Here is a 22,343-nt window from a genome sequence, read left to right on the forward strand (position 1 = left end):
CCAAGAAAAGTATTCTAAATGAAATAAAGGATACTTTTAAGCAAAAAATCCTCACCATTTACTTAAATTTAATCAAAGTGAAGGATAATCCAGCATTAAATAGAAATTATCGGAGGCGTAATGAAAAATTTTCTTCTACTTGTGGCTTTAATTCTCTCCTTTGCATTTGATGCAAATGCTGCAAATACTTTTGTTGATAAAGATGATACAACATCATCGGTGATATGCAAGATAATAGGCTATACTCACGGCATAGGCGGACCGATGATCACAATAGTGATAATTGGTGCAGCTTTGCTTGCGATATTCGGCAGAATGCCATGGCCAGCGCTTTTTGCACTCGGTGCGTTCACTGCTGTGTTTTTTGGCGCTCCTGTAGTCGTTTCAAAAATAACACCAGGAGGTGTGATTTGTAAAGACGGTGCAGTAGCGGATAAGTAATAGAAATTATTGGAGGCATAATGAAAAATTTTCTTTTACTTGTGGCTTTAGTTATCTCCTTTGCATTTGATAATGTTTTTGCTAGCAGTGTTACTGATGACGCAACGTCAAACACAATATGCAAAATAGTAGGCTATACTCACGGCATAGGTGGACCGATGATCACAATAGTAATAATTGGTGCAGCATTGCTTGCAATATTTGGCAGAATGCCGTGGCCAGCGCTTTTTGCACTCGGTGCATTTACTGCTGTGTTTTTTGGTGCACCTGTAGTTGTTTCAAAAATAGTACCAGGCGGTGTGATTTGTAAAAATGGTGCAACTGCTTGCCCTGATGGTACCAACTGGGATACAAGTACAGGAGCGTGTAAAAAATAGGCGCTGCAGATTTAGAAAAGCATTAGCTAAACGGTGCTTCTTAAAGGAGCACCATTATTCCACAATTGTATAAATGTTGTCCAAGTGAATAACACTGAGATCCGGGAATTTTTATAAACTGATAGGATGACAAATTTACTAGAACCCTTACCATTTACTCAAATTGCAGAATAATCTAACTTAGGACAGAAATGATTGGAGGGTATAATGAAAAATTTTCTTCTACTTGCGGTTTTAATTTTCTCCTTTGCGTTTGATGCAAATGCTGCAGATGCTTTTGTTGATACAAGTGATACAACATCATCAGTGATATGCAAGATAATAGGCTATACTCATGGCATAGGTGGACCAATGATCACAATAGTGATAATTGGTGCAGCGTTGCTTGCAATATTCGGTAGAATGCCGTGGCCAGCGCTTTTTGCACTCGGTGCATTCACTGCTGTGTTTTTTGGCGCTCCTGTAGTCGTTTCAAAAATAACACCAGGAGGTGTGATTTGTAAAGACGGTGCAGTAGCGGATAAGTAATAGAAATTATTGGAGGCACAAACGTAGTTTTCTTTACTTGAAAGTGGTCAAGCTGACCACTTTCAGTGTCTATGAATACCTAATAAATTCTCTTTCTGTAATCATATCAGTTAAAGTTTAGATTCCAGCGTCACGCGCTGGAATGACAAGGCTTATCGTCATGCCGCCGCATACCGTCATACCGCGATTCATTCGCGGTATCTCATCAGCTAACAAGCAGCGGAATAACGGTTGTCGTTTAGCTATGAATATTAAGAAATTTACCAAATGAAAAAAAAGGCAAAAGAAGCCCCGTGGTTGGCTAATTACTTACATTATACTTTCAAGTATGGCGTTTTTTTATTCTAAACGCTTAATAACCGCGATTCAGCTGCTTTTAAGCCGCAACTAATCTAAATTATAAACATTAAGAAATTTACTGAGCGAAAAAAAAGGCAAAGAAACCCTAGGGTGGCTAGCATTCAAATTCTCCCTTGTCAATTTGACGTTTTTTGCTATCTTAAACGCTTTGTAAGCGCGTTTCAGCTTATATAGGTAGAAACCTAGAAGTTTTATAAAGACATGAGGTGCACATAGTGCAAAAATTCAGCATGATTTACGCCAAATACATTAAGTTTTTTATCATTAATCCACTGCAGAGATTGCGAAGATAAATAAATAGCTTCAGTTTCATGATAAGGGGACTGGCGAAGTTTGTAAAGTAACTTTTGCATTTAATTTAAAGTAAAAAAAACAGAAATGTTTTGGTTTGAGGTTTAATTGCCGGAATTTACAATTGGGAGTTGCCTGTATGAGCTTTGAAAGAGGTACTATTCATTTGATAATTCAAAAAACTTGAAAGAATAAAGATAGCTATTGAAATTATCTTGATTTACATCAGTTATCCAAGTTTGACATTGAATACTTAACACTTCCTCCATTAACGCCTTTCTGTAATGTTTATCCAGATGAGACATTATATCATCAAGTAGAAGAAGTGGTGCCTTATTGTAATGAATACACCTTGCTTTTACACTGGATAAAATAATAGAAAGCAGTAATAACTTTTGTTCTCCAGTGGAGCACAGATTTATTGGTACGTTTCTTTTTTGACAAAAAACCCGGAAATTATCGTTATGCACACCAAGGGTTACTCTACCAGTCAATGAATCTTTTTCTCTGTTTTCCTTTAGACGATTCTGAAAATATTCTGCAGTATCGTCCAAAGTTAGCTGGCTGCTGAATTTCAAACTTGCCTTCGGAAAAAGCTTACTGGAATGGTTATCAATTGTATCTTGTAATATTTTTAAAACAGACGATCGCATATGTAAAATACTAACTGCATTAACGGCCATTATGTTTTCAAGACTAGAGAACCAGTTTTTGTTCAAAATGTTCTCCCTCAATAGTTTACTTCGCTCATGTTTAGCTTTTCTATATTTCATGTAGCAGCAAGTGTAATTTTCTTCAAACAGTGAAACTATACGGTCTAAAAATTTTAATCTGTCACTTGGAGAATTAAGAAGAACATAGTCCATTTGTGGAATCAGCCATATTACATTGGATATCTTATACAGAGATGAATAACTTGATTGCGTTTTTCCATCAATTTGTATTAGTTTCTTATCAAAACTCTTTGCGATACCAATTGAATTAAAATCCGTTCCATTAAAAAAATCATAGTGCACTACCCAATCTTCATTACTGAATCTATTTTGTATCTCACTGGCTTTTGCTTTTTTCATTCCATTGCTTTTAGCAAGCAACGAGATTGCTTCAAGTATATTAGTTTTACCAATACCATTTTCGCCAGTTATTACAACTGAGCTATCATCTGAATCCAGTTCAAAGTTTGAGTGGCTACGAAAATTATGTAATTTCAGCTTTTTTATGTAGCAATGGGTAGCCATTAACCTATTCTTTAGTTTATATTCTCTTTACTTCTTCCAGAACCTCATCAACATGTCCACTAACTTTTACATTTTTCCAGATCTTCACTATTTTACCTTTTTTATCTATTAAAAAAGTAGTGCGTTCTATTCCCATATACTTTTTGCCAAACATACTTTTCTCTACCCAAACACCATATTTTCCCAACATTTCAGCATTCTCATCAGAAACTAAAGAAAACGGCAGAGAGTATTTTGCTTTGAAGTTAGTGTGGCACTTAACACTATCTTTTGATACACCAATTATCACTGTGTCAAGGGAAGAAAAATCATCTATTTTATCTCTAAAGCCTTTTGCTTCCATCGTACAACCCGGAGTATCGTCTTTAGGATAAAAATAAAGAGCTACATTTTTTTTATCAAAAAATTCACTCAGTGATAAATTTTCACCAGAATCTGTTGGTAAACTAAAATCAGGTGCATTATTTCCTACTACTAACTCCATACCTTGCTCCATTAATAACGCTTCTATCTATAGTAGTATATTGTAGTCAGAGTATCAAATTTTATATATAGCTAACACAGATAAGATTCTTGATAGGGGGCTTATTGATAACTGCCTTCTCGGCTTGCCGCTTTTGATAAAGTGTGGTTTTCGTCTGATGTAAGGCCATATCAAATAGATCCTATTAAAAATCAATCGAATCTTCACATGTTTGTTCTTCATAAAAGAAGTTCAATGTTATCGTAGTACCAAGTTTCGCTTCACTTTTAATGTCAAAAGTTCCACCCATTAACTCTACTAATTTCTTGCTTAGCGGTAATCCGATGCCCGTACCTTCGTTTCTATATCCCGAATCTGCTTGGCCAAAAACAGACATAACTTTATATATATCCTGCTGCATTATTCCTATTCCATTGTCATGAAACTCAATGGTTAATAAGTTTTTTTCTATATTTTCTTTTATCACCATTCTTATTAAACCATCTTTAGGAGTAAACTTGATTGAGTTTGATAATAAATTTATTATAACTTGTTTCATTCTCTTGGAATCTGCAATGACTAATAATTGTTTATCAGTCATCTCTTTTTTTAAATTAATCCCTGCTTCTTTTAATTTAGGTAATAGCATATTTACGCATGAATCTATTATTTTGTTCAGGTTAAACTTCACTTTTTCTACTGTTAAACTACTTGATTCAGCTTTAGAAAAATCGAGCACATCATTAATTAAGGCAAGTAAGTGTGTCCCTGCATTATATATATCGTCTGCATACTCCTTGTATTGAGAGTTATCCATTGAACCTAAAGTTTCATTTTTGATCAACTCTGCAAATCCAATAATAGCATTAAGAGGTGTGCGTAATTCATGTGTAACGCTTGCAAAAAACTTTAGCTTGTTTGCATTTTCTTGCTCTAATGCCTCTTTTATCTGCTGTAATTCAATGTTAGTTTTATGTTGCTTGGCCAGCATTTTGGTATTAGAAAAGTGCAAATAGAACATTATTAATATTAAAATTATTAATAATAAGCCTAAAAATATTAAAAATAGGCCATATGCTATAACATAAGAATTATTGTAGCTTCGAAGAATCTTCAAAAAAAACGACGGCTTAGCGCTATTTTCATGGAATATAGGGAAAATAGAAGTTAATGTATTTCCTGTAGTATAAAGTATTTCTTGGTTACTTAATAATTTATCAATTTCATCGTTTGTAAGTAACTGTTCATAATCATAATCTTGAGTGTTAAAATTACTGAATATTATTCTGCCGTTTTGATCATACAGTATTAAGCTGAAATCCTTTACTTTGCTCACTGATTGTAATAATTCAGCACGCAGTTTTACTAGTTGGTTTATGTAGTCAAAATTTTTGTATTTAATGTGATGCTTTTCTATTAGTAAATAATGGTATTTTTTTATTATACCATTTTCTAATACACTTTTTAAGTTTACACTTGAATCACGGTAAGAAGAAAGGAAATTACTCCTTAGTAAATAATTACAATATATCACACTGAATAAAATCATAAAAATTGATGAGAATAATGCGATAACTTTTGTGTATTTGTTTTTTCCCAGTGCAGAAAACATTAATTTACCTATCTTATACATATCCTTACTCATTGCGAAACAACGGCTTTTATGTTATTAATAATAAAATTTAGCATATAATATTTTATGACAATTTCTCCTATTTTGCCAGTTTATTCTCCTATTAACATAAATTTTTCTTATGGTAAAGATATTTACTTGTATGATATTGACGGTAAGCGCTACGTAGATTTTCACTCCGGAATAGCCGTTAGTAGCTTAGGTCACACTAATTCGCGATTAATTAGTGCTCTTAAATTGCAAGGAGAAAAATTATGGCATATATCAAATACCTATAATATACCTGCTGCCAATAATTTTGCAGAAAAATTAATAAACAATAGTTTCGCTGACACTGTATTTTTCTCAAATTCTGGATCAGAGGCAGTAGAATGTGGGCTTAAGATTGCTAGGGTCTATCAAAACGGAAAAGGCAATAAAAACCGTCACAGAATTTTAACATTCCATGGTGCATTTCATGGAAGAACCTTCCTAACTTGTGCTGCAAACGATAAACAGAAATTTTCTGAATTACTGAGTCCCTGTATTGATTGGTGTGATAATATCGAGCCCAATATTGAGAGTGTAAAGAAAGCAATTTCAAGTGATATAGGCGTTATATTAATAGAACCAATACAAGGGCAAGGTGGTATCAAAGTAATGAATGAAGTCTTTATGAAAGAACTAAGAAAGCTGTGTGATGAAAATGACATATTGTTATTTTTTGATTGCGTGCAATGCGGTGCTGGTAGGACAGGAAAATTATTTGCATACGAACATATAGGAGTGGAACCTGATATATGTGCTCTTGCAAAGGGAATAGGCGGCGGGTTTCCGCTAGGGGCTTGTCTTGCGACTGAAAATGCTGCTAAATACATGGCAGTTGGTATGCACGGTTCCACTTTTGGTGGCAATCCGCTTGCAACCTCAGTAGGTAATGCTGTGTTCGAAGAATTGCTCAGTCCTGGCTTTTTGAAAAATGTTGAAATTAGAGGTAAGTATTTAAAAAATAAATTAGAAGACTTAGCAAGTAAATTTCCAATAATAGAAGAAGTGAGAGGGAAAGGGTTAATGCTTGGAATAAAAGTGAAAGTAGACAATCAAAAATTTGCAGAAGAGTTAAGTCATCGTGGTTTACTCACTGTTGGAGTAACATCAGATAACGTTGTGAGAATTTTACCTCCACTAATTATCACTGAAAAAGAGATTGATGAAGGAATTGAGATTCTGGCTCAATATTTATCTGAGAAATCTTCTGATTAGATGCTTGATATTAATATGAACGACAATCTGGTATGCTTAGGAATTATTACCTCTCCTCACGGAATTAAAGGAGCTGTTAAATTAAAAACTTTCACCGAAAAGCCCAAAAATATCTCCTTATATGGTGAGCTAATAAGTGGTGATGAGAATTATAAAATAGACTCAGTATCCATCATAGGTGATAATTTAGTAATAGCTACAATAAGTGGAGTAAATTCCCGTAATGAAGCAGAGCTTTTGAGGAATAAGAAGCTATATATAGAAAGAAGCAAGTTACCAGAGCTAAATGATGAGGATGAATTTTATCAAAGTGACCTTGTAGATATGGAAGTAAGGCTGGAAAGTAATGAATTATATGGCAATGTAAAATCTGTGTATAATTTTGGCTCAGGGGATATATTAGAAATTTTAGTTATCAGCACAAAAAAACGTATTATGCTGTCTTTCACTAAAGAGATATTTCCACATATAAATATAAAGGGGAGGTATATAGTATTAAATATACCAGAATTTATTGACTAATAAAGACTTTGATATTTATATAAAGCTATTTATAATTATAAGATCAAATTGAAAATGTAATTATGGCAGAAAGAGCTAACGATATCAGACCAGGTCAGGTGTTGGAACATAACGGCGGATTATTTTTGGTTGTAGGTATTATGCATACTCAACCTGGTAAAGGTGGTGCATACATACAAGCCGAAATGAAAAACATCAAAACCGGAGCAAAACACTATGAAAGATTTCGTTCTGATGCAACAATCAGAAGGGCAATTTTAGATGAAGAGGAATATGTTTACCTTTTCACTGAAGGAAACATTGTAAATCTTATGCATCCAAGTAATTACGAGCAAATCACTATAAATTTGGACTTATTGGGAGAAAAAAAAATTTATTTACAGGATAACATGAAAATTAAAGTTGTAGCTTATCAAGACAAAATAATTTCTGCGCATGTGCCTGATTATGTTACACTTGCTGTGAAAGAAACAGAGTCTGTTATTAAAGGACAAACTGCTACTGCTTCTTATAAGCCTGCAATTTTGGAAAACGGAATGCGCGTTAACGTGCCTCAGTTTATAAAAGAAGAGGATAAAATTGTAGTATATACTCCAGATGACAGCTATTATGAAAGAGTGAAAGAGTAAAAAGAAGAATGTCCATCTCATCACCACGAATTAATGTGATGCTTGATTCTGTGCGTAGTGCTTCCAGGCAGCTTATGCGCGATTTTAATGAATTACAAATCTCTAATGTTAAATCAGCAGACTTTATCAATAAAACTTATTCAAAATCCAAGCAAACCATATACGATTGCTTGCACGACTACAAACGAGACTATGGGTTTATTTCCGAAGATGATACTGATCAAGAAGTAAAAGATGACACTTATACCTGGTTTATTATGCCTATAGAGGGCAGGGAGAACTTTTCCAGTTGTATGGTTTATTTTGCAGTATCAGTCTGTCTCATTCATAAAAATAAAGTTGTGGCGGCTGTAATTGATGCTCCGGCTCTTAGAGAAACTTTTTGGGCAGAAGAAAAGAAAGGTGCTTTTCTTGAGGACTTTAGATCTCGTCATATAAAAATGCGGGTGAAAAGCCGTGAAGGGGGTCTAATAGATGTAAGTGGTAATTTGTTAAATAAATTGCTGCCTGGCAATAGTAGTGTACGCTCCATCGGTTCAACAATTTTAGGCTTTGCATACCTTGCGGCAGGAAGGCACAGAGGAATAGTTTACTCTAGAGTTAACAAATATAAAACCTTGCTCGGTAGACTTTTTCTACAAGAAAGCGGTGGAAGGCTAACGGAAGACAACGGATTGATTATTGCTGGCGATATTAAATTAGGATAAACAAGCTACAGAGATAGACAACTTTTCGAGAACTTTTACAAGAGATTCTGTCAAATGTTCTATCATTTCATCGGTATGATAAGGTGTAGGGGTAATACGGAAACGCTCAGTTCCTCTTGGAACTGTCGGGTAATTTATATGTTGAACGTATATTCCATACTCATCAAATAATAATTTTGATGCTTTTTTGGATAACTCTGGGTCGCCAATTATTATTGGAATTATATGAGTTTCTGTTAAAATGAAGTTAATTCCTGCATTTCTCAGTGAGTTTTTTACTTTTTCAACGACTTGCTTTTGCTTTTCCCTTTCAATGTTGCTTGATTTTAGGTGTTCAACGCTTGCCTTTGCTGCCGCTGCTAAAACAGGCGACATAGCAGTGGTAAAAATAAATCCTGGAGCGGAACTTCTTATTACATCTACCAAGCTCTTTGAAGACGCGATATACCCACCCATCACTCCAAAAGCCTTCGATAGTGTACCTTGAATAACGGTTATTCTATCCATCAGGCCTTCTCTTTCTGCAATTCCACCACCATGTGAACCATACATACCAACTGCGTGCACCTCATCCAAATAGGTAATTGCATTATGTTGATCTGCCAGGTCGCATATTTCTTTAAGCGGAGCTACATCACCATCCATTGAATATACGGATTCAAGTACTATGATTTTTGGTGTCTTTTTGTCTATAGACTTAAGTAGCTGCTCTAGATGATTAACATCATTGTGTTTAAATATATGTTTTGGCCTTTTTCCTGATTTTATGCCTTCTATCATCGAAGAATGGTTCTTCTCGTCTGAAAAAATTACTATGCCCGGAATAACAGACGATAAAGTGCTAAGTGTTGTCTGGTTAGCGAGGTAGCCACAAGCAAAAGTTAAAGCAGCCTCTTTTTTATGCAAACAAGCTAAGGATTTTTCAAGTTCGACAACCTCTTTTGTTGTACCAGATATATTTCTTGTTCCTCCAGCACCAACAGATGAATTTTGGATAGCGGCAATTACACTCTCATTTTGTGACATTCCCAAATAGTTATTACTGCACCAGACGATTACTTCCCTATTTCTTTCATAGTCCATAATGTGGGGGAGCCTACCTGGCAATGACGCAAAGTGCGTAAATTCACGGTAGCGCCCCTCATCTTTTATATCTTTTATTTTATTCAAGAATATTTCTTCGTAGTTTACCAAGTCCTTATTTACCGATAATTAACATAATTATAATAAATTATTAAATGGTAAACTACAATATTTATTATACAGATACGGTAGTAGATGCTTCCTTCGTGTTGAAAGGTTTGTCAACCTTGTTGTTTTCAACTTGGCTTTTAGGTGTACAGCAGTATATAACTGCAGCAGCAACCAGACAACAAGCTCCAACTGCTATTCCTACCGCTAACATTTCCAAGTAAACTGCAACAGCCACCCCTGAAATAATACCAGCTATTGCAAGTGCAGAAGCAGCTATAACAGGCAGCTTACTACTTTTTGTATTTTGTGGAATAGCATTATTTTTGCCTGAATTATTAGGCAACCCGCCATTGGTTTGAGTATCATTCACCTGCTCAGATTTGTTGTTAGCTACTGAAGGCACTGGTTCTGGTGTTGGCACTGGATTCGGTGTTGGTGTTAGATTCGGTGTTGGCACCAGCGTAGGTGTTAGAATTGGATCTTGTGTTAGATCCGGTGTCAGTCCTGGCGTTGGCGCCGGCGTAGGTGTTGGAATTGGATTCGGTGTTGGTGTTAGGTTCGGCGTTGGCACCGGTGTAGGTGTTGGAATTGGATTCGGTTCTTGCTGCCTGGTGGTAGTTTGAGTACCATCTTCTTGTCCAGGGATTTCGTTAGTTGATGTAGGTACTGGATCTCCTAGAGGACTATTGCCGTCATCACTTGAAAAATCTATTAAATCTTTTTCTAGTGCATCATCTTGGTGCTCTTTAGACACGATTTTATCATGCTCACCATCACTCACAAGACTACGTGCTTCTTCAGGCGTAGTTACTGCTGCATTAGCAGAGGCTTCTGTACCTTCAACATCACCACTCGCAGAACTCTGTGGTGAAAGTGGTGGTGAACCTTGTTGATCACCTTTACTTTCAGACTCTACCGGTTGAACAGGAGTTTGTTTATCCTCACCATCAATTGATAACACGGTAGCACTTTTACTTTGAAGAACAAGAGCGTCCTGTGTACTTAAACTTTCAATATCATCCGTTTGTTCTGGAACTGGAGTCTCAGAAACTTTTTGTTGCTCTTGAGTATTAGAAGGCTGTGCCTTAAGTTTTGCACTTTCTTCTGGTACATGTTCAGCAGGTTGAGCATGAGCTTGTTTTTTCTCATCATCAATATTAACAGGAGCTTCGTGACTACTTGTAGTAGCGCTAACATCAGTTACTGATGATACAGCAGCCTTAGCATCAGTTCCAATGCTTTTGATCTTTTTTTCAAGAAAATCTCTAGTTTTTAAGAGTGTGTTTCTCTGATCAATGCATCTTTGCTTCTTAGTAGGACCTGGATTGATAATGTTCTTCTCCTCCTCCTTCTTCTTTTGAATTTCAGCATTTACTTTGTCTATGATACTCTTCAAAATAGGTTCATCTTTTATATTATTCCTTTTTAAGTAACTCTCCATCGTCTTAGGAATGTAGATAGCATTCAACAATTTCTGCTCTGTGCTGTTTTTATTTCTAGACATTTTCTGCTTTGTACTTTTTTTATCTCTAGACATTTTACCCCCCCTATAATCATTATCTATAGCTTCTTCTATTGAAGCCTCTTCATTGTTCATAATATTTTCTCGTCTGTCCACATTTTCTTGTGGTTGTTGACTGCCAGTACTTTCAAGTCCTGGATTTTCTGATAGAATGTCACTTGTTATAACTGGAATTTCTAATTCATCTGCAACGTTATTACTTCTTTTTCGTATTATAAAAGTTCCAGGAGTTTGGCACATTTCATCCCACAAATCTTGACGTTCATGACAGGAATATTTTTGCACATCAATAGAAAATTGCAGAATATTTCTAATTTGCATTAAACTGAATATTAGATCAATATTCTTTTGACGTTTATTGTCTTTTGGATCTTTAGTGTATTCATCATACACTATGCAAGCAGTCTGAACTAATCCATTTACAATACCTGGAAGACGGCTGTTATATTCACGTAAAGCTTCAGATTGCAATAATTTGTTTTCCTTTTCCAGATCTTCTATGCGCTTTTCTATGCTAGATTTAAAAATCTTACACTCCTCTCGAAAAATTATGTTAATTGCATCAATTTCTGTGCATAAGTAACATACTTCCTTGACTAAGGAGTAATCTTCTTGGCCTATTGAGTAGTGTGTTGCATTTTTCAGTATATTCTGTATGACCGGCCTAATCACTTGCTCATTATGTGATACGTTTTGATGGATTTCTTTAGTGTAAAAAAGCACCTCGACTATAACGTCTGTGTTTGTGTATTCAACATTAGACAATGCAATGAGGATTGATTCGTGTATGTTATCAAATTCGTTATTTTTAAATTTTTGATTGAGATAGCCGATAACATCATTGCTGCATTTAGCACATTTTTCACACAAGTGCTCGATAAATGCAATATTACCAGCATCCAATGCAGTTTTCAGAATTAAATCATAAATTTCTTTTCTGCCACGAGCTCCTATGTTTTTCAGGATTTGTTGCCTTAGTATTGTAATAACTTTATCATCTGTAAATGCTTGTTTATATACATCGTAAATGGCATGATCTGCACTATTAGTGTATCGTTTGCACAAGTATTCAATGACAGATATGTGTTCTTGACTTATCGCAGTTTCTAACAAGGTAGCAAAGCTCTTTTTTAATAACTCTTCTGTTGAGGCTTTTTTAGTTAGCTCATTAATATATCTTTCAAATGCATCCAGCACTATCGTGATGAATTCTTCATTTTTGATCAGAGACGCTGTTTCAAGCACACCATACAAAGGATCAGGTTTACTTGTTTTTAACACCTGTCCAAAATCTCTTAAAACGTATTCGACAAAAACTGCATTTAATAATTCTTGCTCTTTTCTTAATGCTGTAGCTGAGAAGAAGTCAATCTTATTAGGTTCGACAAGTTGTATAGCTTGACCTTTTAATCTTCCGTAAACTCCATCGTTACCATGGAATTTTTCTATAAAAGCTTCAATATATTTTTGATTACCAACAAGGAGAGGTAAAAGACTTAAGTTTTCTTCAGCAAAAAGAAAATCCTGATATTGCTCTACTAGCTTGTCATTAGCTGCAATTGCCAATAGTACCAATTCTTTTACTGAATAATCATACTTGAAACCCTCTTGATCAAATTTATATTGTGATAGTACATTTGAATATATATGTTGATGGTTGCTTCTGTTTTGTAACTCCAAATTAAGTTGATTTGAACAGAAATCTTTGAGATTTTCATTATCCAGCGTAATAGACCTGCCTTCATAATCTTCAATATTTTGTACAACCTTGTCTAATTCTTCACAATTATCTTCTTGTATAGCTTGATTTAAGATATTTATAATCTCAGCAAAAGTTAAGTTTTTAGGAATGATACCATATGAATCTTCATCTTTTAACTCTACAGTAAACGACCTATCACAACCATCAGGAAAGTTTGCAAGTATTGCATTCTCTAAACTTAGATCTTCAGGGGATGTACTACATGGAGTAGCTGGTATCTCTTGACTTTCGCTATCTAAAACTTCAAACTCTTCTTCAATACCTGAATCTTCAGAATCTGGTTTTTCAAAACCATGCCAACTTTTGATTAATCTTTCAGAATTTGATTGGCCCTGTGAAGTTGTATCTTGTGATACAAAGTCTCTAAAATTGGAACCAAACATGTTTTACCTCCTAACTAGCAGCTAAGCTAAGTATAGCATTAAACAGAAATCTTGCCAAGCAAATTATTCAGTCTCTTAGCAAAGCTGCTCGCGTCATCCATCTCTTCGCCTTCCACGATGCAAGCTTGGTAAAACAATAAGTGAACCATGTCCTCCAATGTTGGGTTTTCACCACTTTCAGCATAAGATTTCATTATACTCTTTATTACAGGATGCTTAGTGTTAATTTCAAGCACCTTTGGCGTGCGGTAATTTAGCTGCTTTTGTTCACGCAAAAAACGCTCCATGCGAAGATCCATAGCACCTTCATCAACCGCTAGGCATACGGGACTATCAGTCAATTTTTTGGAAATTTTTACGCTTTTTACTGAATCTCCAAGCACTGTGGTAAAATATTGCAGTATAGTTTCCTCAGTTTTTTCTCCATTTGATTTATTTTCTTCATCTGTCTTATCTTCTTCTGAAGAGAATTTTTCCAAATCAACATCTGCACGGGTTACAGACTTGATTTTCTGATCTTTGTATTCATGAATTACACTAGTCCAAAAGTCATCAACTGGATCAACAAATAGGAGCACTTCTAGTCCTTTACTGACGAATCCCTCAAGTTGCGGACTGTTTTTCACTGAATCGAGGCTATTTCCGGTGAGATAATAGATATGTTCCTGCTCAGGCTTCATTCTGCTTATATAATCATCAATGCTGATCAACTTCTCATCACCGGTGCTATTAAATCTGCAAATTGAGAGCAGCGCTTCTCTCTCATCAGTTGGCATAGCTTCGCAAAGACCTTCCTTTAAAACTGCACCAAAATTGGTCCAGAATTTTGTGTACTCCTCTAAATTCTCTTTTGCCTTTTTACCGAGCTCTGATATCGCGCGTTTAGTGAGGGATTTCCTGATTTGCTCAACAACACGATTATTCTGCAACGTTTCTCTGCTGATATTAAGAGGTAAGTCCGGTGAATCAACAATACCTTTCAAGAAACGTAAATACTGCGGTATGATCTGTATATTATCTTCAGTGATAAATACTTTATTTACATATAACTTAACAGAGCAACGTCTATCTGGATGGAATAAATCAAAAGGTTTTATAGAAGGAACATAAAGCAAATTTGTATATTCTATTGCACCTTCATTTTTATTATGCAATATCATCCAGGGCTCCCCGCCAACGTGGGCAACACTGCGGAAAAAATCGTTGTGCTCCTCTTGAGTAACGTCATTTTTTGGCTTAGTCCAAATTGCAGCCTTACTGTTTAACTTTTCACTTTTTCCTTCTTCGTCTATAAATTCAACAGGAAAATTTATGTGATCAGAGTAAGTAGTGACAATATTTTCAACACGAAATTTATCTAAAAACTCGTTTTCTTCAGGATGCATAATGAGCGTAATTTTGGTTCCGCGAGGGACTTGATTATCTGACTTGCTGATTGAATATTCCCCATCTCCTTTGGATTGCCAGATCCAAGACTCCTCTTCTCCAGCTTTTCTCGATTCTACTATTACTTCTGATGCAACCATAAAGCTTGAGTAAAAACCAACACCAAACTTCCCAATCAGCTCCACAGTTTGGCTTGAATCCTTGCTATTCTTAATCGCATCCAAGAACTTTTGCGTACCAGAGCTTGCAATTGTACCAAGATTGTCTATTAAATCCTGTCTATTCATTCCAATGCCATTATCAGTGATATATAGCTCGTTCTTATCTTTATTGGAGCTGATAGTGATTTTTAATTCGTCACTCAAATCTAGCAAATTAGGGTTTAGTTGAGATTCATAGCGCAACTTATCACATGCATCTGATGCATTTGATATTAATTCACGCAGAAAAATGTCTTTATTGGTGTAAAGTGAATGAATCACTATATTCAGTACTTTCCCTACCTCAGCGTCAAATTTTAAATTTTCAGTTTCTTGTACATTATGCATTTTGAGCTCCATTATTTGCCTACTACCCTAATAATTTAAGTATTGAATCACGATCTTTCAAGGTCACGTACACCAAAATTAATGTGGGTGTAGTTATTATGACACCCAATTTATGGGATCTCTTGCATAACAAACTTTTGGCAGCGCATTGGATGAAACGAAAAACTTCCTTGACACCCTTCGCCAGCCCCCTTATCATGAAACTGAAGCTATTTATTTATCTTCGCAATCTCTGCAGTGGATTAATGACAAAAAAACTTAATGTATTTGGCGTAAATCATGCTTAATTTTTTGCATTATGTGCACCTCATGTCTTTATCAAATTTCTAGCTACACAAGCTGAAATACGCTATTTAAAACATTAAAAAACGCCAACTTAAAAAATGGATAGTGAATAATTAGCTACCCTAGGGTTTCTTTTGCCTTTTTTTCTGTTTAGTAAATTTCTTAACGTTTATAATTTAGATTAGTTGCGGCTTAAAAGCAACTGAGTCACGGTTATTAAACGTTTAGAATAAAAAAACGCCATACTTGAAAGTATAATGTAAGTAACTAGCCAACCATCGGGCTTTTTTTGCCTTTTTTTTCGCTTGGTAAATTTTTTAATACTTAGATTAGTTGCAATTTAAGAGACCAGAAATGGTCAGTGCTTGGCACTGGAATAACGTCCTCCTTTGTTATCCCAGTGCCCAGACACTGGGATCCAGGAAACTTAATTGCAAGTAATGCATTAGATTTGGTGAGTATGGGTTTTATGTTATAGAATGAAACACTTTTGGTGAATTTGTAAAGAAAACTGGATCCCAGTGTTTGGGCACTGGGATAACAAAGGAGGACGTTATTCCAGTGCCAAGCACTGACCATTTCTGGTCTCTTAAATTGCAACTAATCTAAGTATTAAAAAATTTACCAAGCGAAAAAAAAGGCAAAAAAAAGCCCCGTGGTTGGCTAATTACTTACATTATACTTTCAAGTATGGCGTTTTTTTATTCTAAACGTTTAATAACCGTGACTCAGTTGCTTTTAAGCCGCAACTAATCTAAATTATAAACGTTAAGAAATTTACTAAACAGAAAAAAAGGCAAAAGAAACCCTAGGGTAGCTAATTATTCACTATCCATTTTTTAAGTTGGCGTTTTTTAATGTTTTAAATAGCGCATTTCAGCTTATATTAGGTAAAAACCTAGAAATTTTATAAAGACATGAGGTGCACATAATGCAAAAAATTAAGCATGATTTACGCCAAATACATTAAGTTTTTTTGTCATTAATCCACTGCAGAGATTGCGAAGATAAATAAATAGCTTCAGTTTCATGATAAGGGGGCTGGCGGAGTTTGTCAAGGAAGTTTTTCGTTTCTATTTCCAATAAAAGTTTGTATGCAATAACACAGAAGCATGTACAGCTATTCCTTCATTTCTTCCAAGAGAACCTAATTTTTCTGCAGTGGTTGCTTTGATATTTACAAATTCATCATCAATTTCTAATGCTTTTGATATGAATTTCTTCATTTCTACTTTGTAAGGCGATATTTTAGGCTCTTCACAAACTATAGTAATATCTAAATTAGATACGCTGTACCCTTTTTCTTTTGCTTTTTTAGCAGCAAAGTCAAGGAAGTGAGATGAATTGCAATCTTTCCATTCAGAGGAACTAGGAGGAAAGTGCTCTCCTATGTCGCCATATCCCAGTGCTCCGAGTATTGCATCAACGATTGCATGTATTGCAACATCACCATCAGAGTGCGCTTCTATTGCCATGTTGTGTTCAATTTTCACACCGCAAATTTTTATAAAGCTTTCAGCACCGTTTTGAACTTTAATGAACTTATGTATATCATAACCGGCTCCGACACGAAATTTTGGCTCTTCAAAAAGAAGCTTTGCCATATTGATATCCTCTTTTGTGGTTAACTTAAAATTGCTTTTCTCACCTTTAATAATCGCAACATGTTTTTTGTGCTCTACCATTAGTGATGAATCGTCAGTAAATTCTTTGACTGATTGATGGCATGATAATAATTCTTTGAAATTAAAAATTTGAGGGGTTTGTATGGCTCTGAGCTTTCCTCTTGAAATCGTAGATTCAATAAAACTATTACTCACCAATGACATAGTGTCTTCAACTTCTATTGCTGGAACTACTCCTGTATATTGATCATTAATCATAGATTCAACCAAGTTATCTATCAGAACATCTGACACAAAAGGCCTACAAGCATCGTGTATAACTACAAAATCTGGGTTAACTTTTTGTAAGCTTTCAAGCCCTAGTTTAACTGAACTTTGCCTGTTTTCTCCTCCGTATACAGGGCTTAGTAATTTAGTGTCTGTAATTAGTGATATAGCTTTCTCATAGAAACTTTCATGGTCTCTATTAATTGCTATTCTTATGTAATCTATATATTGGTTAGCCAGAAATCTTTTAATTGTATGAAATAAAACAGATTTACCTGCCAGTTTTATATATTGCTTAGGAATCGTAGAATTGCATCTACTGCCTACTCCCGCTGCAACTATTAATGCTGCTATTTTGTATTTCTTAGCGCACATATTTCTTTTTGTAGAAGCTTTCCTCTCTATCCAAGATTCTTTCCGAAAATAAAATTTCTGACATCATATAAAAGTTACTTCCCCTATTAACTAGCATAATTATAATAGCAAAAGAGATATTTAGAGAGCTCAAAATCTATCTTTGCCTGCGGATTAAACAACTAAATTTTAGTAAAAAACGATAGTATTACAAATCGTAAAATACTTTCAACATAGGAAAAATAAATTGCATATTTTTCAGTAAATTAGCTATGCTAAACACATGCAAAAACGTCATATAACTATTTGTTTCATACTGCTTTTTATAATAGGGATGTTATTCCTGATGCGTCCTATGATTTTTCCATGTTTAATATCTATTATTATTGCATATTTGTTTAATCCGCTAGTAGTTAAGTTTGAAAAGTATAGAATACCGCGTTCATGTTCTGTAATTTTTATAATACTTATTTTATTAATAGCTTTTATACTAGTCATAACATTTGTTTTACCTATTATATATGTTCAAATTACTTCAATATTAAATTTCTTAGTGAGTAAAGTGCCTTCATTAAAGCTTAAAGTAATCCCCTCTGTATTAGAATTTCTTAATATAAAAATCGAGGATAGCTTATTTGATCACTTATCTAAAAATCTAGCAGAAAATTACAGCAACTATGTATCTTATTTCATGAATGCTCTTGATATTGCTAGTAACTTTATAATCCAAGTGTTAAGTTCAAGCTTTAACACGGTATCATTAATGGTGATTACTCCTGTAGTGTTTTTCTACATATTACGTGATTGGCCTTTAATTATAGAAAAAGCTAATAAATTAATCCCTATTCCTTACAGAGGAAAAATTGCAGATTATTTTTCCAAAGTGGATTTCATTATATCTAATTATCTAAAGGGGCAGGTAAATGTATGTATTGTCATGATGGTCTTTTACTCTGTGAGCCTGAGCATAATCGGATTGGAACACTCTATTGTTATTGGAATTTTATCAGGAATGTTAACGTTCATACCTTACGTAGGGCCATTATTATATACCATTATTGGGTTTTTGAGCGCTATCACTCAATTTAGTGGATGGTTTGAAAGTGCTGCCGTTTTGCTATTATTTGGTGTTGGACAATTAATAGATTCAAATATATTAGTTCCTTTATTAATAGGAAAAAAAGTTCATATACATCCAACTGTAATTATTCTGGGAATTACTATATGCGCTTCATATTTTGGATTTACAGGTATATTACTTTTTATTCCAATAATAGCAATGTTCAATGTATCAGTAGAATATGCAATCAATAAATATTTTAAAAGTGAGCTTTATAAAAACGGCTAACAGACCTTTTGCATAATCAATTTATGGTAAGAGGAGAAATGAGCCCAGAATACCTGACACATTTGAGGAGCGTAAGTAAATTTCTGCGCAAAAATTACTACCAGAAAGAGGTTACGTAAGAGGTTCAACGTGCAATTAAATTTATTTAACAACAATCAAGCTGATTATAGCCGGCAAAATTACATCATCTTAGATGAAAATAAGCACGTATATAATTCGGTAGTTAATGATTTATCTTGGAAATGTCTGATTCTTTTTGGACCTAAAAGCTCCGGTAAAACTCATCTTGCTCATATTTGGCAATCAATAAACGATGCAATCTTTATCAATGTGAATAACTTCGTAAGCGAGATTAGGTATAGCGATGCTTTTATTTTAGAAGACGTACAAAACATTAAAGATGAAGCAATGTTATTACATTGTTACAATTACATGAAAGAAAACGACAAGAGGCTGCTAATCACTTCTTCAATTTCACCAAAAAAGCTTAACTTCAAACTAAGAGATTTAAGTTCTCGAATATTATCAACTATCAGCGTAAAAATTTTGCCTGCAAGCGAGGAATTATTAAGAATTATGCTAATAAAACGATTTTCAGATAAACAGTTAAAAATTGATTTAAAAGTGATTAATTATATTTTAGCAAGAATAGAACGTTCTTTCTATAGCATTGATAAAATTATAGAAAAGATAGATAATGAATCTATAGGGTCAAATGTGACCGTTCCTTTTATTAGCACTTTATTAAAAAAAGATGCCATTTGATTTCTTCTTTTGTAAAGGTGTATATTAAAAATTTATTAACACCCATAACACTAACGTAATTGAATCTCTATCTGTCCATGTTAGAATTATAATCAATGTTATGTTATAATAAATATAGATAGATACAGCTAAGAAGTATTCTATATTTATAGTAGAGCTCACTTTATAAGGTGTTTTTTTATAGATTTAACGTTATAATTTAACTATGATAAGAGTAAGATTAAATTTAAGAAAAAGGTTAAAGCAAAAGTTTGTGATGTTCACTCTATTGATAAATGCTTTATTTGTCTCATATTTTCTCATAAGAAACACAGGGAACACTTCTAATCAAATTATAGCCAAAGAAATAAATATAGGAACTGATAATGAAAAATAAACAGTCGCAAAATAAAAAAGAAAATCTTTACATAACATATTACATAGATGCTTTAGCTTCAGAGAGGTTCGCTGCACAAAATACTCTGGAAAGTTATCGTTCGGATTTACACCAGTTTGAAGAATTTTTATTGGAAAGCGGCACTACCTTGGTTGGTGTAAACAAAACCAATATTAAAGATTATGTGAAATCTTTATGTACACAAAAAAAATATAAAAGTAGCTCTATATCAAGAAAAATATCCGCTATGAAAAATTTTTACAAGTGTCTATTTAATGACGGAATAATAGATTTTAATCCAGCGCCGGCTAATGATGCTGAATTAAAGAATCCAAAAGTTTCTCGTCCTTTGCCTAAGTATTTAAGTGTCGAAGAAATATTTTTGCTAATGGACACAGTGAGAAAATCAGCAAGCGAATCGAATAAAGAGATAAGCAGTAAAAGGCTATGTGCGATTTTAGATATCCTTTACTCTTCTGGAATGCGTGTTTCTGAACTAATTAGTATGAAATTATGTGAAGTGTCACATTTAATAAACAGTAATAACAAAGAATGCTATATAATAATAAAAGGAAAAAGTGGTAGAGAGAGGCAAATTCTTTTTAATGAACAAGCATTGCAGAGCCTTAGAAATTATTTATCAGTTCGTGATAATCTGATCTCTAAAGAAAAGGAATCCGATTGGCTAATTCCCAGGTGATAAACCTAATAAACCAATTACAAGGCAGAGGCTCGGTCAATTAATGAAGGAGTTGGCAAGAAAATGCAATATTGATGAAAATAAGATCTCTCCACACGTGATTAGGCATTCTTTTGCTACCCATCTACTAAATAGCGGAGCAAATATTGTGTTGATACAGAAAGTTCTTGGCCATACTAACCTTTCTACAACACAAATATATACTCATATTGCTAACGAAAAGTTAAAGGACAAATTAGCTGATTCGCATCCTATTACTCAGATGATCAATAATTAAATTTATTGTTTTTAATTTGTAATAAAGTTAAATTTAAATAAATTTATGTGAGTTTGTGATTTCAAGTTTATTGTTTAATTTCTTTCTTATATTATGGGAGGTATTCTATACTTTCATTACTCTCCCTGTAATTTTCTTTTCTGAGTGTGTAATAACCATTTTCCTCGTCTGTTCGGTGAGAGTTGTATTATTCATGCTGCGTTTATTATGTGGCATTAAATATGAAGTGAGGGGAATGGAAAACATCCCTAAGCAACCTTTTATCATTGCATCTAAACACCAATCTCCATTTGAAACATTTATTTTTATACTACTATTTAGAAAAGCGGTTTTTATTTTAAAACGTGAATTGAAATGGATTCCATTCATTGGTTTGCATCTTATAGCGCTGAAAATGATTTTTATTAACCGTTCAGATGGTATCAGTTCTATACGCCATATAATCAAACTAGCAAAAATGCGTATAAAAGAAAATAGAAGCATAATAATATTTCCTGAAGGTACAAGAACAACTATAAACCAAAATATAAAATATCAACCAGGTATTGCTGCTTTATATAGCGTATTATCTGTTCCTGTGTTACCGGTTGCTTTAAACACTGGTTTGTTTTGGCCAAAAAGCATACTTTCTCTGAGAAAGAATCCCGGAAAGGCAGTAATAGAAATATTGCCCCCAATATATCCTGGGTTAAACAAAAATGAATTCTTGCAAAGTTTAGAAAAAATTATTGAAGAGAGAAGCAGTAGATTAACCATAGGAAAAACTGATATTGCAAATTAACAAAAAAACTTTATAATTAAAAGAAAAGTACAGTATTTTAGGTATTAATATATGGCAAATCATAAGAGTGCTAAAAAAATGATAAAGGTAATAGCAAAGCGCACTTTAATAAATAAGATGCGGAAAAGTAAAACTCGCACCTCTATTAGAAAATTGGTTGATATAATCAAGTCTGGCGACAAAGAAAATGTTGTTCTGGCATTTCGGAATGCTGAATCTAATTTACACAAGTGTGTGAATAAAGGTGTTATTCATAGGAATACTGCTGCGCGTAAAATAAGTCGCTTAAATGCAAAAGTAAAAGCATTGATGACCGCTTAATACGGTTAATGTAAAGTT

General features: G+C 34.0%; 22 protein-coding genes. 14 read left to right on the forward strand and 8 right to left on the reverse strand.

The genetic code is table 11. The annotated features are described in order from the left end of the window. Positions 1–120: 120 nt before the first annotated feature. The 3 genes from ABWU29_RS05875 (at position 121) to ABWU29_RS05885 (ending at position 1,346) form a co-directional block, all read left to right on the forward strand. Positions 121–441: a TrbC/VirB2 family protein gene (locus ABWU29_RS05875; protein WP_264378179.1), complete on the forward strand. Its 321-nt coding sequence runs from the start codon at positions 121–123 to the stop codon at positions 439–441. Between the two features lie 20 nt (positions 442–461). Further along, entirely contained in the window at positions 462–818 is a 357-nt protein-coding gene (locus tag ABWU29_RS05880) for a TrbC/VirB2 family protein (RefSeq protein WP_015589491.1), read from the forward strand. Between the two features lie 207 nt (positions 819–1,025). Next, the gene (locus ABWU29_RS05885; protein WP_012673416.1) at positions 1,026–1,346 is read left to right on the forward strand and encodes a TrbC/VirB2 family protein; all 321 of its coding nucleotides are present in this window, start codon (positions 1,026–1,028) and stop codon (positions 1,344–1,346) included. 809 nt (positions 1,347–2,155) lie between these two features. Here ABWU29_RS05885 and recF read toward each other — a convergent pair. From recF to ABWU29_RS05900, 3 genes are all read right to left on the reverse strand, one after another. Continuing rightward, positions 2,156–3,235: a DNA replication/repair protein RecF gene (gene recF, locus ABWU29_RS05890; protein WP_015589490.1), complete on the reverse strand. Its 1,080-nt coding sequence runs from the start codon at positions 3,233–3,235 to the stop codon at positions 2,156–2,158. Positions 3,236–3,251: 16 nt separating this feature from the next. Then, positions 3,252–3,719 (reverse strand): thioredoxin-dependent thiol peroxidase, encoded by a 468-nt coding sequence (gene bcp, locus ABWU29_RS05895; protein WP_015589489.1) that lies wholly within the window; start codon positions 3,717–3,719, stop codon positions 3,252–3,254. Between the two features lie 184 nt (positions 3,720–3,903). Then, entirely contained in the window at positions 3,904–5,331 is a 1,428-nt protein-coding gene (locus ABWU29_RS05900; protein ID WP_353280241.1) for a sensor histidine kinase, read from the reverse strand. Positions 5,332–5,397: 66 nt separating this feature from the next. On the opposite strand from ABWU29_RS05900, the gene ABWU29_RS05905 reads away from it, so the two are divergent. From ABWU29_RS05905 to ABWU29_RS05920, 4 genes are all read left to right on the forward strand, one after another. Continuing rightward, the gene (locus ABWU29_RS05905) at positions 5,398–6,573 is read left to right on the forward strand and encodes an aspartate aminotransferase family protein (RefSeq protein ID WP_353280222.1); all 1,176 of its coding nucleotides are present in this window, start codon (positions 5,398–5,400) and stop codon (positions 6,571–6,573) included. Between the two features lie 15 nt (positions 6,574–6,588). Beyond that, positions 6,589–7,095: a ribosome maturation factor RimM gene (gene rimM / locus ABWU29_RS05910; protein WP_015589486.1), complete on the forward strand. Its 507-nt coding sequence runs from the start codon at positions 6,589–6,591 to the stop codon at positions 7,093–7,095. 62 nt (positions 7,096–7,157) lie between these two features. Continuing rightward, on the forward strand, positions 7,158–7,724 hold the full coding sequence (efp, locus tag ABWU29_RS05915; RefSeq protein ID WP_012673415.1) for an elongation factor P: 567 nt from the start codon (positions 7,158–7,160) through the stop codon (positions 7,722–7,724). Between the two features lie 8 nt (positions 7,725–7,732). Beyond that, a complete protein-coding gene (locus ABWU29_RS05920) occupies positions 7,733–8,431 on the forward strand; it encodes an inositol monophosphatase family protein (protein ID WP_015589485.1) in 699 nt (232 codons plus the stop codon). Here the strand turns inward: ABWU29_RS05920 and hemA are convergent. From hemA to ispD, 5 genes are all read right to left on the reverse strand, one after another. Continuing rightward, on the reverse strand, positions 8,423–9,625 hold the full coding sequence (gene hemA / locus ABWU29_RS05925; protein ID WP_353280224.1) for a 5-aminolevulinate synthase: 1,203 nt from the start codon (positions 9,623–9,625) through the stop codon (positions 8,423–8,425). The two genes, ABWU29_RS05920 and hemA, sit on opposite strands and share 9 nt — an antisense overlap. Before the next feature lie 64 nt (positions 9,626–9,689). Beyond that, positions 9,690–13,292, reverse strand: a complete 3,603-nt coding sequence (locus ABWU29_RS05930; protein WP_264378177.1) for a hypothetical protein — start codon at positions 13,290–13,292, stop codon at positions 9,690–9,692. Positions 13,293–13,330: 38 nt separating this feature from the next. Continuing rightward, the gene (gene htpG, locus ABWU29_RS05935) at positions 13,331–15,226 is read right to left on the reverse strand and encodes a molecular chaperone HtpG (RefSeq protein WP_353280226.1); all 1,896 of its coding nucleotides are present in this window, start codon (positions 15,224–15,226) and stop codon (positions 13,331–13,333) included. Positions 15,227–15,835: 609 nt separating this feature from the next. Beyond that, a complete protein-coding gene (locus ABWU29_RS06050; RefSeq protein ID WP_410542008.1) occupies positions 15,836–16,111 on the reverse strand; it encodes a hypothetical protein in 276 nt (91 codons plus the stop codon). Between the two features lie 473 nt (positions 16,112–16,584). Further along, positions 16,585–17,778, reverse strand: a complete 1,194-nt coding sequence (gene ispD / locus ABWU29_RS05945) for a 2-C-methyl-D-erythritol 4-phosphate cytidylyltransferase (protein WP_015589406.1) — start codon at positions 17,776–17,778, stop codon at positions 16,585–16,587. Positions 17,779–18,040: 262 nt separating this feature from the next. Between ispD and ABWU29_RS05950 the strand changes: the two genes are divergently transcribed. The 7 genes from ABWU29_RS05950 to rpsT all read left to right on the forward strand — a co-directional run bounded on the left by ABWU29_RS05950 (position 18,041) and on the right by rpsT (position 22,325). Then, the gene (locus tag ABWU29_RS05950) at positions 18,041–19,105 is read left to right on the forward strand and encodes an AI-2E family transporter (RefSeq protein ID WP_141456664.1); all 1,065 of its coding nucleotides are present in this window, start codon (positions 18,041–18,043) and stop codon (positions 19,103–19,105) included. 129 nt (positions 19,106–19,234) lie between these two features. Further along, positions 19,235–19,870, forward strand: coding sequence for a DnaA ATPase domain-containing protein (locus tag ABWU29_RS05955; protein WP_006280257.1), 636 nt, complete (start codon positions 19,235–19,237; stop codon positions 19,868–19,870). Between the two features lie 205 nt (positions 19,871–20,075). Continuing rightward, complete coding sequence (locus tag ABWU29_RS05960) at positions 20,076–20,246, forward strand: hypothetical protein (RefSeq protein WP_007549057.1); 171 nt, start codon at positions 20,076–20,078, stop codon at positions 20,244–20,246. Then, the gene (locus ABWU29_RS05965) at positions 20,236–20,946 is read left to right on the forward strand and encodes a site-specific integrase (protein ID WP_353280228.1); all 711 of its coding nucleotides are present in this window, start codon (positions 20,236–20,238) and stop codon (positions 20,944–20,946) included. Before ABWU29_RS05960 ends, ABWU29_RS05965 begins: the two co-directional genes overlap by 11 nt. Before the next feature lie 43 nt (positions 20,947–20,989). After that, positions 20,990–21,223 carry a tyrosine-type recombinase/integrase gene (locus ABWU29_RS05970; RefSeq protein ID WP_353280230.1) on the forward strand — a complete coding sequence of 78 codons (234 nt, stop codon included), beginning with the start codon at positions 20,990–20,992 and terminating at the stop codon, positions 21,221–21,223. 193 nt (positions 21,224–21,416) lie between these two features. Then, entirely contained in the window at positions 21,417–22,004 is a 588-nt protein-coding gene (locus tag ABWU29_RS05975) for a lysophospholipid acyltransferase family protein (protein WP_010081980.1), read from the forward strand. Positions 22,005–22,055: 51 nt separating this feature from the next. After that, entirely contained in the window at positions 22,056–22,325 is a 270-nt protein-coding gene (gene rpsT / locus ABWU29_RS05980; protein WP_012673338.1) for a 30S ribosomal protein S20, read from the forward strand. Positions 22,326–22,343 lie beyond the last annotated feature (18 nt).

The organism is Wolbachia endosymbiont (group A) of Phasia obesa (assembly GCF_964028125.1).
Taxonomy (GTDB): Bacteria; Pseudomonadota; Alphaproteobacteria; order Rickettsiales; family Anaplasmataceae; genus Wolbachia; species Wolbachia pipientis.